The following is a 16,917-nucleotide window of genomic DNA, read 5'->3' as shown; positions in this document are numbered from 1 at the left end:
CTTTTTAAAAAGCTATACCTACTCTATAAACAGAAGAGGTGTCCGTTTGGACACCTCTCTGAAAAATCTTAAGCAGCAACGTTTGGTTCTTTAATAGCCAATTGCCCACAAGCTGCATCAATATCTTTCCCTCTACTTCTCCGCACATTTACCACCACTCCTTTATCTTCGAGAAATCTGGCGAATTTACCCAGCTTATCTTCTGTGGTATTCACAAAGTCAGCTTCAGAAATAGGGTTATATTCTATTATATTTACCTTAGCGGGTACTTTCTTAGTAAATTCCCAAAGTTCCTTAGCATCTTGTAAAGAGTCGTTGAAATCGTTGAAAACGATGTATTCAAAAGTAATACGGTTACCTGTCTTTTTGTAAAAGTAATTCAATGCCGTCGCCAGATTTTTCAATGAGTTTGTTTCATTGATTGGCATAATTTCATTACGCTTCACATCATTGGCGGCATGGAGAGATAGAGCCAGATTAAACTTTACTTCATCATCGCCTAATTTCTGAATCATTTTGGCTATACCTGCCGTACTTACTGTGATACGCTTGGGCGACCATCCGAGACCATCAGGCGAGGTAATCCGATTTATAGACTCTAAAGTATTAGTGTAATTAAGGAGGGGTTCTCCCATGCCCATATATACTATATTGGTCAGTGGGGCCTGATAGTGCTGTTCGGCCTGTTCTTTGATTAATACAACCTGGTCATAAATCTCAGCAGCATCTAAATTTCTCTTGCGGGGCATATAGCCTGTTGCGCAGAACTTACAGGTAAGCGAGCAACCTACCTGTGATGATACACAGGCGGTCATTCGGTCATCTGCCGGAATCAACACCCCTTCAACAAGGTTACCATCAAATAAACGGAAGCCCGACTTAATGGTTTTATCGTTCGATACCTGTTTTCTCAGCACCGACACGGGTCTGATTTCAAATTTCTCTTTTAACAGGTCTCTTGTCTTTAATGAAAGGTTGGTCATTTCATCAATACTCCTCGCCGACTTCTTCCACAACCACTCTGAAATCTGTTTTGCACGAAAACCCTGTTCGCCATTTTCTGAAAGCCATGTTTTCAGTTGGTCAACAGAAAGCTTTCGTATATCTTGTTTTTCCATATTTTCTTCAAGTATTTTGCAAAGTTCTGAAATATTCATGGTTTTTACCAAAATCTATGGAATTATCATGTTAGAACCCCGGTTTATTTAAACAATAATTAAAGATTAGAAGTTTTGTCGCTTGAAAAGAATTAACAAACCCATGAAAAGATTTTTAAATAAGGTTGTCTGGATTACAGGTGCTTCATCGGGTATCGGAGAAGCCACCGTTTATGAATTTGCGAAAGAAGGTGCCAAACTGGTTATTTCTGCCAGAAGAGAGGAGGAATTGCTACGAGTAAAGAAAAACACGAACCTGCCAGAGGCTGATATATTGGTATTGCCTATTGATGTAGAAAAACAAGGGGAATTTCCGGCCAAAGTAAATCAGGTAGTAAAGCACTTTGGCACTATTGATGTCTTATTTAATAATGCTGGTATTTCTCAGAGAAGTTCGGTTTTAGAAAGTGATATGGAGGTCTATCATAAAATTATGGAGATTAATTTCTTTGGAGTAGTAGCTCTCACAAAAGCTGTATTGCCCATTATGCTCAAACAAAAAAGTGGGAGCATTGCCGTTACCAGTAGCGTATCTGGCAAATTAGGCACGCCTATGCGATCGGGTTACTGCGCTACCAAACATGCTCTACATGGTTTTTTTGATTCATTAAGGGCTGAAGTATGGAAAGAAAATATCAATATCACTATCATATGCCCAGGCTATATACGTACCAGCATTTCTATCAATGCCATTTCGGGCGATGGTAGCAAACATGGGAGAATGGATCAAAATCAGGCTACTGGCATATCGCCGGAAGATTGTGCCGAAAATATTGTTAACGCCATAGCAAAGGGTAAGGAAGAAGTATATATCGGGCGCAAAGAAGTATTAGGTGTTTATTTAAAACGGTTTTTCCCACGCATACTTTCTAAGATTATGAGAAACCAAATGCCCAAATAATATTCTGTCATAATCAATTTCTGTAAAATCTTTGTAAACACAGGAGCTTTTCCGATACTTCATTTTTCTAAGAATAATCCTATGTTCTTAGGCTATTAGTATATTTCTTTGTAAAAAAAATCAAAAAAAAACTTTTTTTTGATTGAAATTATGTTTGGAATTAAAAAAGTTATTAATTTAACGTTTCAATATGTGGCCTAACACACATATCCAAACTAAATTAAACTTAAAAACAAACTAAACAAACTGTATGAGGAAACTTCTACTTGCCTGCATGATGCTGGTATGGGGTAGCTATGCTTATGCCCAAAATGTCAATGTAACTGGAAAAGTTACGGCTGATGACGGCTCAGTTCTTCCTGGTGTGAGTGTCGTGGTAAAAGGCACAAATCAAGGTGTACAAACAGACGCAAATGGTATTTACAAAATCTCTGCAAAAAAAGGATCTTCCCTTTTATTCAGCTTTATTGGTTTTGAATCTCAAAATGCAACTGTCGGTAATTCTACTACTATTGACATCACATTAAAAAGTGATGCTGCTCAATTAAATGAAGTGGTTGTAACCGCCCAGGGTATCCGTAAAAACCTTAGAGAGGTTGGTTATGCGTATTCTAAAGTAACTACTGAAGATGTAACAGTAGGTCGTTCTCCTCAATTAGCTCAGGCCCTTTCAGGAAAAGTAACAGGCTTGGCAGTTTACAACGTTAACAATAGTGTTGACCCATCGGTAAAAATCGTATTACGTGGTTTCCGTTCATTAACAGGAAATAACGAAGCCTTAATCGTTGTAGATGGTATGCAGACTACCTCTACTGTATTAGCGATGATTAACCCTAATGATATTGATAATATCTCTATCCTGAAAGGTGGACAGGCCGCTACATTGTATGGTTCGGCAGGTATTAACGGTGCCTTGGTTATTACAACCAAAAGAGGTTCTAAAGGTAAAATCAAAGTAGGATACTCAAACAGTACAAACTTTGAGCAAATCAGTTTTTTACCTGAATTCCAGGAAAAATACGGTTCAGGCTCTCACTATTATCCTTCGTTTGGTTCAGCGGGTTATAGCAACGACCCACTGGTACGTATGAAAGGCAACTGGCGTGCTTATGAAAACCAACAATACGGTGACCCTTTTGATGGCACAATGCGCCAGTTGGGCCGTAGTGCTGAAGATGGTACTACTAATATGGTAAAATATTCTCCTGTTGATAAAATGCGCCTGAAAGCATTTGATACCGGTGTTTCTATGAATAACCAGATCAACTTCCAGGGTGGCGATGAGAACAGTAGTTTCTATATGTCATTAGAAAATCAGAAGATTCAAGGTATTGTTCCGCATGACAAAAGTGAAAGAACAGGTGCACGTATTTCTTCAACCAGAGAATTCAATAAATTATCTGTTGGTTTTACTGCAAGTTATACGCAAGCACAATATGACAGAACTTCTTCTGACTTCTATAATGACGTAATTAACCAGCCAGCCAACCTTCCACTAATGGATTATCGCGACTGGCAGACCAATAAATTTGCGAATCCGAACGGTTTCTTTAACGATTATTATAATAACCCATATTTCAATGCGGATAATAACCGTCAGGTTTACAAAGATGCTAACATAAGCGGAAACCTGAATGCTACTTATAAAATCACGCCTTGGGCTACTATCAGTAACCGTTTGGGTATCATGAATAACTCACGTACTCAGAAAAACCGTACTGGCAAATTCTTATATTCTGACTACGCTAAAACAAAAGCATTTATTGCAGACCCATTCTTCCGTGATGGTGACGGTACCGGTATCTATCGTGCAATTACCGATATCTTAGGTTCGGTAACTGATTATACAAAAACTGAAAACGTATTAAACAACGAGTTCCAGATATTATTAGAAAAAGACTTTGGTCCGTTTGCCAATAAATTAATTCTTGGGAATAGCTTATACCAACGTTATATTAAAGAAATAACGGTAGGTTCAAGCTCAATTGTAGTACCGGAAGTGTATAACGTTTCGAACCGCCAGGGTGAGTTAGGTGGTGGTGAAGGAAACTATTTACAACGCCGTGTTGGTTACTATGCTGACTTAACAAGTAATTTCAAAAACTGGTTGATTCTGAACGGTACTTTCCGTTATGACCAGACTTCTTTGTTCTACAAACCGACCCGTCCGAAAAATCTCTGGTCATATCCTTACTATGGTGTTGCCTTGTCGTTCATCCCAACAGATGCGTTCCCGTCTTTGAAAAGCAATATATTGAACTATGCGAAATTGCGTGTAAACTACAACAAAAACGCCAACGACAACATTCCGTTCTATGGTTTGGACTTAACGTATCCTAATGGTGCGAACTTCCCTTATGGCAATACAGTAGGCTTAACAGTAGGTAATACTTTGCCTGATGCTAACCTGAAACCAGAAACCGTTACCTCTGCTGAAGTTGGTGGTGAGTTCCAGTTGTTTGATAACAGAGTAAACATTGACGTATCGGCTTATACGCAAAATTCAAAAGGACAGGTAATCACAGTAAAAGTTCCTAACTCAACCGGTTTCCCTAACTTGTTGATCAACGTTGGTGAAACTAAAAACTGGGGATATGAAGCTGAGTTTAAATATTTGATTTCAAGAGGAAGCAAGTTCTCCTGGGATGCAAGTGTGAGATACTCATACAACGATAATAAAGTACTTGAGTTATATCCTGGTATCAACGAGTTCTTAGTGAGTGGTTACTCTTATGCTAATACAAACGTTATCAAGGGTTCACGCTTTCCGATGTTGAAAACAGATGGTTATCAGTATGCTCCAGATGGCTCTGGCTATCGTTTAGTAAATGCTACGACAGGGTATCCGTTGCGTCAGACAGCCTTGACACCAAGAGGTGGTACATTACCACGCCATATTGTTGGTTTAGGTTCAAGAATGAGCTATGGTGATTTTGCCTTTACATTTAATTTCGAGTATCGTGGTGGTAACTATATGTATAGTGACTTAGGACGCCAAATGACCTTTACAGGTTCTGGTAAATGGACAGATAACAGAGAGAACCAAATCTTCCCTAACTCAGCTTACTTAAGCTCTGACGGAAAAGTTGTACCTAACACAACTGTGTATGTTCGTGAGCCTGAATACGCACTATGGGTTGATAACTATCGTTTAATTTCTGAAAACTTTGTAAACAAGGCGTGGTTTATCAAATTACGTGATGTAAACCTTTCATATAGTGTTCCGCAAAGTATTCTTTCAAAAACAAAGATTTTCTCAGGTGCAAGTATTGCTTTGTATGGTCGTAACCTGCTTACAATCGTAGACAAAATGAACTTCTATACTGACCCTGAGTATAGCTTTACAACAGGAAACGGTTTGGGTATCAATAACACTGGCCAAACACCTCCGGTACGTCAGTATGGTGTGAACCTTAACCTTACATTTTAATCAACAATACAATTGACTAAACATGAAATTAAAATCATTATTTATATCAGCATTGGTTGTTTTGGTTGGTAGTAGCTGTAAAGAATCATACTTTGACATCAACACTAACCCAAACTCCCTCCCAACTGCATCGCCAAGCTTTATATTTACAAATGCAGTAAATGTAACGTCGACTAACATGCTTGCTTACAATGAAATCGGCTCTTACTGGTCGGGTCAATGGACACAAGGAAACGGGTATATTATTAATACAGCGCAATTTGCTTATAACTTCACGGATGGTGATTTCAATTACTGGGATGGTATTTATGATAACCTTTCTGATTATGAATACGTAATTCAGAATGCCGATGCCAATAATCAAAAATACTTCAAAGGCCCAGCAAAAGTAATGAAAGCCATGACCTATCAGCACTTAGTTGATATGTATGGTAATGTGCCTTATTCAGATGCTTTAAAAGGAACTGCTTCTTTAGCTCCTAAATTTGATGATCAGAAGACTATCTATGATAATTTAATTAAATTATTAGATGAGGCAATTGCTGACATGAAAGCAAATCCGTTTGCGAGTGCATTTTCAGGTTCAGATATTGTGTTCAGAGGTAATCTTACCAAATGGACTCAATTTGCTAACTCTTTAAAATTGAGAATACTGATTCGTCAATCAAAAGTTGCCGGAAAAGAAGCTTTTATCAAAAGTGAAATTGCTAAAATTTTAAGTGAAGGCTCTGGGTTTATCACTGGCGAAGAAGTTGGTGTTGGTGGCTCATTCTTCTATTTAGCTACTGCAGGTAAATTGAATCCGGTGTATGACCGTTGGGGTTATGACGCCAATGGTGCTAAAAGAGCATTGAATAACTATCCTCGTATTACAGAGTTTTTTATTAATAGTCTGAAAGCATCTGGCGATACTTTACGTATGAAAAGAATTGCCTATGCTAATAGCGGTGAAAATGGTAATGTACCTGGCACAAGTCTCCTGAAAGAAGTTTCTACCAACTACAGAGGCACTCCGTTTGGTGTAAGTTCTGGTTATTTACCTGCTAATACTGTACCTCTTGGGCCAAGTTTATTAGTAAAAGGTGAGTATAACCGTCCTTATATTATCATGACGGCAGCTGAAGTTCAATTCTCATTGGCTGAAGCGAAACAAAGATTCTCTGATTTAGCTCTACCTAAAACTGCACAAGAGTATTTTGAAGAAGGTATAGCTCAATCGTTCCGTGTATTAGGTGCCGGAGCAGCAAATGCAGCAGTTTATAAAGGAAGTGGTGTTGTAAATTATGACTGGAATGCTTCTCCTGATAAGTTAACTGCTATTGCTATTCAGAAATGGATTGCCCTGAATAACTTCAGTGGTTTTGAGGCATGGACAGAATACAGAAGAACTAACCTTCCGGTTACTCCTCAAAGTATTCAGATTATTGGCGAAACCAAACGTCCGCTTCGTTTCTTCTATCCTAATACAGAAGGTGGCTCAAACACAGCTAATGTGAAAGCCCAGGGAACTGTCGATGTATTTTCAACAAGAATTTTCTGGGATGTTGATTAATCAATATTCAGATATAGTTTTTAAAAAAGGACCTCCTTCGAGGTCCTTTTTTATTGTTTACTACTTGATAAGTCTCATTTTTTATCGATAAAATGGATTATTCAGACATTTTATTTAAAAAACACGATCAAAATTATTTATGCTAATCTTGTCGAAAATTGTAAGAAGACAGTCGCTTAATTTGCGATGTTCATCGCACCAGATATTTAATTTTTTTTAAAAAGTTTCCGTTTTATCAGAAAAAGACTCTAACTTAGCATTAAAGTACAATTAATATTGTATAAAAAATTAATTAAAACAAACTAACGAACTGTATGAGGAAACTTCTACTGGCCTGCATTATGCTGGCGTGGGCGAGCTGCGCTTTTGCCCAAGACGTGAATGTAACCGGAAAGGTTACTGCTGATGACGGATCTGCTCTACCTGGTGTAAGTGTTGTGCTACAAGGCACCAACAAAGGTACACAAACTGATGCTGATGGTAATTACAAAATTGCTGCAACTAAAGGATCTTCTCTTTTATTCAGCTTTATCGGCTTTGAGACGCAGACTATTCCCGTAGGCAATATGTCGGTAATTAATGTAACATTGAAGAGCGACGCCGCTCAGTTGAATGAAGTTGTGGTAACGGCTTTGGGTATTTCTCGTGAGAAAAAATCATTGACTTACACAGCCCAAAGTATCGGTTCAGAAAAGTTAACTGTATCACGCGATGCAAACGTAGGTAATGCCTTAGCGGGAAAAATTGCAGGGGTACAGGTATTGGGCCAATCTGGTGCTAAATTTGGCTCGCCTAATATCCGTATCCGTGGGGTAAACTCTCTGACAGGTGGTGATCCATTATATGTAGTAGATGGTACACCTGTAGGTAGTATTGCAGACGTAAACATGGACGACGTTGAAAACCTTACTGTGTTAAAAGGACCATCTGCAACGGCTCTTTATGGTAACCGTGCTTCGGGTGGGGTAATTGTTATCACTACCAAACGTGCTAAAGCAGGTGAAACCACGTTTACAATCAACCATAGTACTACTATGGACAGAGTAGGTCTTTTACCAAAATATCAGAATGAATATGGTGGTGGTTATTCACAGGATTGGGATACATTCCAGTTTAATCCTGCTATTCACCCTGCTGCCTGGTCTTCTTTTGACGGACAAAAAATACTGGATTATTCAGCTGATGAAAGCTGGGGACCACGTTTAGACGGCTCACCGCACCGTTCGGCTTTCTCGTGGCAGCAAGGCCCTGAGTTCGGGCAACTGACTCCATATGTGGCTTCGCCAAACAACGTAAGAGATTTCTTTGACAAACCATTCAGCCATAATACTAACTTGTCTTTTGCCAAAGGTGGTGAAAACTTCCAGAGCCGCGTTTCTTATACGCACTTAGACAATAAAGGTATTATTCCGAATAGTAAGCAGATGAAAGATTATATCAGTGCTAAAAACACTTTTAATATCACCAAAAAATTTGCTGCAACACTTGATATTACCTATTCGGCTACACGTGCCAGAAATGTACCTGCCGACAACTATGGTTCATCAGGTAGTACTACGGGAAGTTTAGGTTTACCGACTGGTGTTCCTGTGGCAACAGTTGGATATAATCAGACTATCGGTTCTTTCAACCAATGGTTCCAACGCCAGTTAAAAATAGAAGACCTGAGAAACTACAAAAATCCTGATGGTACATTCAGAAGCTGGAATATCGGTGGCCCGCTTGATCCTAAACCAAAATACTGGGACAGCCCATACACCCAAATGTATGAAAGTACAAACCTGAATAATAATGACCGTATTTATGGTAGTTTTGGCTTAAGCTATAAAATCTTTGATTTCCTTACAGCGTCAGTTACTACTCGTAGAGACTGGAGAAACTACTATGGTGAAGGACGAATTGCTTCGGGTACATTAAATGCTGGTGGATTAGGTGCGTATGCAAACTATGCTACTACAGGTTATGAAAACAATCATGAGGCTTTGTTAGCATTAGATAAATCTTTCGGCAAAATCTCGGTAGTGGCTAATGCCGGTGGTAACATCAGATATTCTAAAACTACTGTGGTGTCGCAGGCAACTGTGGGGGGACTTACAACTCCTGGATTCTATAATATAGCGGCATCAAAAGATCGTCCGGCTGTTTCAAACAGCTTGTTTGAAAGACGTGTAAACAGTTTGTATGGTAGTTTAAGTTTAGGATATGATAATACTTATTTTATAGAAGGTACTATCCGTAACGACTGGTCGTCAACGCTTCCTGTAGCTCATAACTCCTATATTTATCCGTCTATTGGCGCAAGTATCGTGGTTTCTGAGTGGATACCTAAAAACAGTGTATTATCATTTGCTAAAATCAGAGGTAGCTACGCTCAAGTGGGTACTGATGTAGGCCCGTATAATATTTATCAGGTTTATACTACCGGTAATCCGTTTGGCTCTAACCCAACACAATATTTGCCAACCCAATTGCCAAATGCCGATTTGAAACCGGGTCTTTCGTCAGCTTATGAAGGTGGTATCGACCTGAAATTTCTCAATAACCGTGTTAGCTTAGAGTTTACTGCTTATAAAAACAATAACAAAAACCAGATTCTTCCTCTGACAGTTCCTGCTGCCAGTGGGTACTCTTCTACGCTTATCAACGCAGGTTTAATTCAAACACAAGGATTTGAATTACATATTGGTGCTACTCCTGTGAAAACCTCATCAGGATTTACCTGGGATACTGACATCAACTTTGACCACAGTACTTCAAAAATTGTTGAATTGGCTGATGGTTTGACCAACTACCAGTTAGGCGGACCAACCTGGAGAACGCTGACAGTAAATGCACGTGTAGGTGAGCAGTGGGGTCTTTTAGAAGGAAAAGGTTATGTAACTAACGATAAAGGTGAAAGAGTAGTTGGACCTGACGGACACTATTTAGTGAAAGATACCAAACCTTTAGGCTCGGTACTTCCTAAATTCAAAGGTGGATTCCTGAACGTGTTTACATACAAAAACTTCTCTTTGCGTGCTAATATCGATTTCATTGTTGGTGGTAAATTCTTCTCGACTACCCGTATGTTTAATGCGTATGCAGGTCTGGCAGCTGAAACAGCTGGTTTGAATGAATTGGGTAATCCAAAACGTGACCCTGTTGCAGATGGTGGTGGTATCTTATTACCGGGTGTAACTGCTGATGGTAAACCAAATACGGTTCGTGTAGAAACACAATCATTCTACGAAGATAAAATGTTTGCTTTCAATGAAGCCTGGATTTATGACCAGACTTATGTAAAATTAAGAGAGGTTGCTTTAGGTTATAATGTTCCTAAATCTTTATTCCATGGAAAAGTATTCAAATCGGCTAAAATCGGTTTAATTGTACGTAATCCTGTATTGATTTATAGTGCTGCGGGTGGTGGTATTGATATTTCAGAAGCAGAAGTTTACTGGACAGAAGGTGGCCAGTTGCCTCCGGTTCGCTCATATGGTATCAATCTTAATTTAGGATTCTAATTATTAGAGATTCGGCAATAATTCTTTCTTTTTACCGTTTAAAGTTATTGTCGCTAAATACTATTAAAAAAATGAAAAAAATAACAGCATACAAATCATTAGCAGTGGCTCTGAGCTTAGCAATTGCCACTACTTCGTGCGATCCGGGTGATTTTGGCAATATGAACATCAGCCCAAACAACCCATCAACCCCTAACACAGCAGGGTTTCTGACAGGTGCTTTGCGTAATATCGGGCCTATGACCACGGAGATGGTTCCGGCACTTTATACGCAGCAATTTGGTGATGTAACTTACATTGAGGATTCTCGTTATAAAACCATCAATTTTAATTTCAATGGTTTTTATACCGGCCCATTAAATACATACCAGGCCATTATCGACCTGAATACCAATCCTGATACAAAAACTACAGCAGCGGCAAATGGCTCAAATAACAACCAGATTGCTATTGCCCGTATCGCTAAGGCATACACCTATATGTGGATGACCGATCGTTGGGGGGATATTCCTTACTCTCAGGCTTTGAAGGGTAAAGAAAATTTCAGCCCGGCTTATGATACCCAGCAGGCAATCTATACAGATCTGTTTAAAGAACTGAAAGAAGCACAAGCACAGTTTGATGGTGGAACAGCCGTAAAAGGTGATATTCTGTTAGGTGGTAACGCTACCCGCTGGAAGAAATTTGCCAATACATTACGTATGATTATGGCACTTCGTTTATCGAAAGTTGACCCGGCTAAAGGTAAAGCTGAATTTGCTGCTGCAATGGCAGATGGCCCGTTGGCATCAAATGCTGATAACGTGAAATATGGGTATCTGGCGGAAGCTAACAATGAGCACCCTTTGTATAATAACTATATTACAGCTAACCGTAAGGATTTTGCTGTAAGTAGTACTTTTATGAACTATCTGACTAAAACCAATGATCCTCGGATTCCGGGCATGGCAGACCAGAACATTCTACAAAAATATGTAGGTGTGCCTTATGGTGTATTCCCACCAACATGGAAAGCACAAGATGTGTCGTTGGCGGCGAGTTCAATACGTCAGCAAAATTCACCTGCTAATGTAGTAACTTATGCTCAGGTATTGTTCTCTGAAGCAGAAGCTGCTAAATTGGGCTGGATTTCAGGTGATCCTAAAGCACTATATGAAAGTGCAATCAAAGCCTCTATCCAACAATGGATTGGTGCAGCGGCTACTGATGCTGTTGTAGATGCTTTCTTGCAACAACCTGAAGTAAAATATGATGATGCCAAAGCGTTGGAACAAATTGCTACACAAAAATGGGTATCGTTATTTTATCAAGGCAATGAAGCATGGGCTGAGTGGCGTCGTACAGGTTACCCCATGTTAACCCCGGCAGCTAACCCACTGAATCCGAGCGGACAAATTCCTCATCGTCTGGCGTACCCTGTTACAGAACAAACACTTAACAAAGCCAACTATGATAAGGCCGTAGCTGCTCAAGGACCTGATACTCAGGATACAAGGGTATGGTGGGATAAAAAATAAGCATAATTACCGAAACACATATATCGCAAAGAGGCAGTCAATAGGCTGCCTTTTTTGTTTTCAGGAATATAATTTAGAAAAAATTAATGCTTATAACAGCTCTCTATTAGAGCTAAAAAAAATACCTAATTTGAATTTTATAAAAAGCTTATAGTCAATTAGATACAAAAACATTTTTTAGTATTTTATTGAAAATATTCAAACTTGTTCTTTACTTTTTTTAAAAAAAACTGTTGTTTTTTGAATTTTCTCTACATTATTTTTGTAAAATGATTACTCTAACAAGGGTATTTTTCCAGTAAAAACAAACTAAAAACCAAACAAACGATTATGAGGAAATCTCTTCTACCAAGCCTTTTCTTGGTGTTGTTTTGGAGCGTGCAGGTTTTTGCACAAGACAAAACCGTATCCGGCAAGGTTACATCATCTGACGATGGTTCTGTTCTTCCGGGTGTGAGTGTTACAGTAAAAGGCTCTACCAAAGGTACAACAACAAATGCAGAAGGTGTCTACAGCATTACAGTACCAAGCAATGCCACGCTTACATTCAGTTTTATTGGCTTTGTGACACAACAAGTTCAGGTAAATAACCGTACTGTTATTGATTTACAATTGGTTTCTGACGCTCAGGAGTTGGCTGAAGCTATTGTAGTAGGTTATGGTACAACTTCTAACATCAAGAAAACAGGTGCTGTGGGTGTTGTAAACTCTGAGAAAATCGAGAATACTCCATTTACCTCTGTTGACAAAGCTATTCAAGGTCGTGTGGCAGGTTTACAATCTGCTGGTGGTTCTGGTCAGCCTGGTTCAATCCAGAATATCCGTATCCGTGGTATTGGTTCAATGACTGCTGGTGCAGACCCACTCTATGTAGTTGATGGTGTACCTATTAACTCGGGTGATTTGACAAGAAATACCACAACTGCAAATGCTTTAGCAGGTATTAACCCTAACGATATTGAGAGTGTTTCGGTATTAAAAGACGCTGCTTCGGCCTCTATCTATGGTTCTCGTGCTGCCAATGGCGTTATTCTGATTACTACCAAGAAAGGGAAAGCCGGTAAAACCAAAATTCGTTTTGATACTGAAGTCGGGGTAGCAAATATTGCTTATTTAAGTGATGCTAACCGTCCGTTAACGAGCTCAGAATGGCGTGAATTAACTGCCGAAGGTATTGTAAATGCAGGTATTGCCTCTGATATTACCGCAGCAGGAGCTTTAGTAGATCAGAACTTCAGAACTAACAATGGTGTAAATACCAACTGGTTAGATGAAGTTACCCGTACAGGTACTCAGCAACAATATAACCTGTCTGCAAGTGGTGGTAACGAAAAAACACAGTTCTACTTCTCAGGTGGTTATTTCAAACAAGAAGGTACGGTTATCCAGTCACTTTTCAATCGTTATACAGGTAACTTGAACCTGACTAACAAAATAACTGATAAATTGACCCTGAAAGCAAACCTGATGCTTTCTTCTACTGGTCAGAAAGGCCCTGGTACAGGTGGTTTGTTTGCCAATCCTGTCTTAACAGCTTATTTCTTATTGCCATCATACTCTCCAAGAAATGCTGATGGCACACCAAACATTACCGGCCCGGACTTCCCTGCAGGTGCTCTTTTCAACCCGGTTTCTATTGCCGAAATGGACAAAAGAAAAACATCTGGTATGAAGGGAATCTCAACTGTGGCGTTAGAATATCAGGTATTAAGAGATTTGAAACTTTCTTCTAAAATTGGTTTAGATTATAATAACTACGAAGAAGACGTTTATAACAACCCATTTGCAGGTGATGGTAGAAATGATGGTGGGCGTGCATCAAGGTTATATACCCGTTATTTCAACTGGGTATGGACAAACTTAGCTGATTATACATGGGATATTACTAAAAACGATGATTATGTATTGAATGTAATTGCCGGATATGAAGCTCAAAAATCGCAACAATATTTCTCAAATGCAGTTGCTTATGGTCTGCCAGCAAACTTAAACATCATAGTTCCATCAGCAGGTTCGGTATATAACTCAGCTGTTGGTTCGAATAGTGATTACTCTTTCGCATCGGCTTTGGCAATGGCAAACTTCTCGGTGCAAAACAAATACGTTTTATCAGGTAGTTTCCGTAGAGATGGTTCGTCAAGATTCGGTAGCAATACAAGATATGGTAATTTCTGGTCTGTAGGTGGTGCATGGAATATTCATAAAGAAGCATTTATGACTGATCTTACCTGGATTGACCAATTGAAGTTAAGAGCGTCTTATGGTGTAAACGGTAACGCAGCAATTGGTGATTATGACTGGCAACCTACTTATGCTTATGGTGCAGGTTTCAACTATTTAGGTGCAACTGGTAGTGGCCCTAATGCCGTAGGTAATGTAAACCTTACGTGGGAAGAAAACCGTCCGCTGGATATAGGTTTTGATGCGACTTTATTGAAAAAACGTTTGAATGTTACGGTTGAGTGGTACACCAGAAAAACAACCAACCTGTTGTTAGATGAACCATTATCAAGAACAACCGGATTTACCAGCTTTAAAAACAATGTTGGTTCATTACAAAACCAGGGTGTTGAGATTGCTCTTTCAGGAACACCATTGATTTTAGGTGATTTTACATGGGATGCCAGTTTCAATATTTCAATGAACAAAAACAAAATCCTGACACTTGTAAACAATGCTGATCAGGTAGCAGGTGCGTTTATCAGAAGAGTGGGCGAAGATTACCAATCATTCTATGTTAGAGACTGGGCAGGTGTTGATCCGGCTACTGGTGCGCCACAATGGTGGATTGACCAGACCCGCACTGAAAAAACCAGTACCTACAACAGTGCCAAACAATTTATTGTAGGTTCAGCAACACCAAAAGCATTTGGTAGCTTAGGTTCTACTTTTGCCTATAAAGGATTAAGCCTTGATTTCTTGTTCTACTACAACTTCGGAAACATGGTACGTGACAGCTGGGCTAACTATACACAAAGTGATGGTTATAATGCAACATTTAACAGAGTAGCTATTCAGTTGACAAGATGGCAGAAACCTGGTGATGTTACTAACGTTCCAAAATATGTTTACGGTGGTTCAAGCGCCTCAAACTCTTTATCAAGCAGATATTTATATGGTGGTGACTATATCCGTTTAAGAGACATCTCATTTGGTTATACATTACCTTCAAATATTGTTTCAAAAGCGAAATTGAGCAATGTGAAGCTATATGTAAGAGGAAGCAACCTCTGGACCTGGGTAAAAGACAAAAACTTACCTTATGACCCAGAGACTTATATCAACAGTTCTACCAACTTAGATATTTATCTTCCAAAAACGTTTACAGGTGGTTTACAAGTCGCGTTTTAACACAAAATTTCTAAAGAATTATCATGAAAAGATTCAATTATAAAATAGTAGTCTTGGGAGTTCTTATGACAGGTTTTCTTTCTTCTTGTAAAGAATCCTTCTTAGAGCTATCTCCTTATACTCAAGTTCCGAACGAAGCGGCAGTTGCCACAGAAGCTGACTTATTGGTGGCTTTAAGAGGAAATTATGCACAGTTGAGAAGTGCTAACCTTTTTGGCCGTACGATTCCGGTTATCGGAGATTTAGGTGCAGACAATGCCTTTCTTTCTTCAAGAAACTCAGGCCGATATTTTGCATTTGACCAATATGTAATCACTACTGCAAGTGCTGATTATGAAGGTTACTGGAATAATGCTTATTCAGCTATACTAAGAGCAAATAATATCATTGATGCAAAATTGACTGAGAATGCGAACGTAAACCAATTGAAAGGTGAAGCATACGCAATCAGAGCTTTATTATATTTCAACTTGCTTCGTAGTTTTTCAAAATCAGGCGACGCAGCTTCTGAAGGAGTGCCTATTGTATTACATTATGACCCTACATTGAAACCAAAACGTAATACTGTTCAGGAAGTTTATGCACAAATTCAGTCTGACTTAGATAAGGCTTATGCCTCTATGACTGAATATACCGGCTCTGCAAGATTCTCGAAATTTGCAGCACGCGCTTTGGCTGCTAAAGTGAGCTTTTATCAAGGTGATTACGAGAAAGCTTATACTACTGCAACCGAAGTAATCAATAGTAGTGGTTTTACTTTATTAACTTCTGATAAAGTATTAGCTTACTGGGCGAATCCGACTTCTAATGCTGCATCGGTTAAAAACGAAACTTTATTTGAAGTATCGGCTGACGCTACCCTGAATGCAGGTACTGATGAGTTAGGATATATCTACAATCAGGCTGGTTATGGTGATTTATTAGCTAATGATGAGTTATATAAATTGTATTCTGATACTGATGTCAGAAAAAAACTAATCGTGATTGGTTCAAGAGCGCAAGCTGAAAATCCTGCATATATTGTTAATAAATACCAAAACGTAGCAGGCGACAGAGATGATAAGAAAGTACTTCGTTTATCTGAAGTTTATCTGATTGCAGCTGAATCTGCCGCTCGCACTAACAAAGAGGCCGACGCATTGAAATATCTTAACGCTTTGGTTGCACAAAGAGACCCTTCATTAGTTTATGCTTCTACAGGTTCTACTTTGATTGAAGACATCATCACAGAACGCAGAAAAGAATTAGCTTTTGAAGGAGACAGATATTATGATCTGACTCGTCTGAAAAGAGATATCGTTCGTGTAGGTGGACGATACGCTGTAAGAAGTATTCCATATACAAGCAATTTCAGAATCGGGCCAATTCCGCAAACTGAAAGAAATGCGAATCCGAATATTTCACAAAATCCTGGATATTAATTCTGTTTTTTCCAGAAAAGCCCGGCTTATCTTTAAGTCGGGCTTTTTTATACCATTAGTACTTAGCCTATCGTTGTATCATCAT

Annotated in this window: 8 protein-coding genes; 7 read left to right on the top strand and 1 reads right to left on the bottom strand. The window is 39.0% G+C overall.

Features of this window, described 5'->3' with window-relative positions; genetic code table 11:
• Window positions 1–68: 68 nt before the first annotated feature.
• Window positions 69–1,157: a 23S rRNA (adenine(2503)-C(2))-methyltransferase RlmN gene (gene rlmN / locus H1R81_RS15865; protein ID WP_229251137.1), complete on the bottom strand. Its 1,089-nt coding sequence runs from the start codon at window positions 1,155–1,157 to the stop codon at window positions 69–71.
• Window positions 1,158–1,260: 103 nt separating this feature from the next.
• Between rlmN and H1R81_RS15860 the strand changes: the two genes are divergently transcribed.
• From H1R81_RS15860 to H1R81_RS15830, 7 genes are all read left to right on the top strand, one after another.
• Window positions 1,261–2,058, top strand: coding sequence for an SDR family oxidoreductase (locus H1R81_RS15860; protein WP_181841719.1), 798 nt, complete (start codon window positions 1,261–1,263; stop codon window positions 2,056–2,058).
• A gap of 250 nt (window positions 2,059–2,308) precedes the next feature.
• Complete coding sequence (locus H1R81_RS15855; RefSeq protein WP_181841718.1) at window positions 2,309–5,488, top strand: SusC/RagA family TonB-linked outer membrane protein; 3,180 nt, start codon at window positions 2,309–2,311, stop codon at window positions 5,486–5,488.
• Window positions 5,489–5,510: 22 nt separating this feature from the next.
• Window positions 5,511–7,040, top strand: coding sequence for a SusD/RagB family nutrient-binding outer membrane lipoprotein (locus H1R81_RS15850; protein WP_181841717.1), 1,530 nt, complete (start codon window positions 5,511–5,513; stop codon window positions 7,038–7,040).
• 314 nt (window positions 7,041–7,354) lie between these two features.
• Entirely contained in the window at window positions 7,355–10,543 is a 3,189-nt protein-coding gene (locus H1R81_RS15845; protein WP_181841716.1) for a SusC/RagA family TonB-linked outer membrane protein, read from the top strand.
• A gap of 71 nt (window positions 10,544–10,614) precedes the next feature.
• Window positions 10,615–12,060, top strand: coding sequence for a SusD/RagB family nutrient-binding outer membrane lipoprotein (locus H1R81_RS15840; RefSeq protein ID WP_181841715.1), 1,446 nt, complete (start codon window positions 10,615–10,617; stop codon window positions 12,058–12,060).
• A 330-nt stretch (window positions 12,061–12,390) separates the two neighbouring features.
• A complete protein-coding gene (locus H1R81_RS15835) occupies window positions 12,391–15,411 on the top strand; it encodes a TonB-dependent receptor (protein WP_181841714.1) in 3,021 nt (1,006 codons plus the stop codon).
• A 23-nt stretch (window positions 15,412–15,434) separates the two neighbouring features.
• Entirely contained in the window at window positions 15,435–16,832 is a 1,398-nt protein-coding gene (locus H1R81_RS15830) for a RagB/SusD family nutrient uptake outer membrane protein (RefSeq protein WP_181841713.1), read from the top strand.
• Window positions 16,833–16,917 lie beyond the last annotated feature (85 nt).

The organism is Emticicia sp. BO119, assembly GCF_013912375.1.
Classification (GTDB): Bacteria; Bacteroidota; Bacteroidia; order Cytophagales; family Spirosomataceae; genus Emticicia.
This window is presented reverse-complemented; position numbering and strand designations above follow the sequence as displayed.

What these genes read in the sequence shown, in the direction of transcription:
- rlmN (WP_229251137.1), bottom strand. Translation starts at nt 1,157, where the DNA reads ATGAATATTTCAGAACTTTGCAAAATACTTGAAGAAAATATGGAAAAA.
- H1R81_RS15860 (WP_181841719.1), top strand. Translation starts at nt 1,261, where the DNA reads ATGAAAAGATTTTTAAATAAGGTTGTCTGGATTACAGGTGCTTCATCG.
- H1R81_RS15855 (WP_181841718.1), top strand. Translation starts at nt 2,309, where the DNA reads ATGAGGAAACTTCTACTTGCCTGCATGATGCTGGTATGGGGTAGCTAT.
- H1R81_RS15850 (WP_181841717.1), top strand. Translation starts at nt 5,511, where the DNA reads ATGAAATTAAAATCATTATTTATATCAGCATTGGTTGTTTTGGTTGGT.
- H1R81_RS15845 (WP_181841716.1), top strand. Translation starts at nt 7,355, where the DNA reads ATGAGGAAACTTCTACTGGCCTGCATTATGCTGGCGTGGGCGAGCTGC.
- H1R81_RS15840 (WP_181841715.1), top strand. Translation starts at nt 10,615, where the DNA reads ATGAAAAAAATAACAGCATACAAATCATTAGCAGTGGCTCTGAGCTTA.
- H1R81_RS15835 (WP_181841714.1), top strand. Translation starts at nt 12,391, where the DNA reads ATGAGGAAATCTCTTCTACCAAGCCTTTTCTTGGTGTTGTTTTGGAGC.
- H1R81_RS15830 (WP_181841713.1), top strand. Translation starts at nt 15,435, where the DNA reads ATGAAAAGATTCAATTATAAAATAGTAGTCTTGGGAGTTCTTATGACA.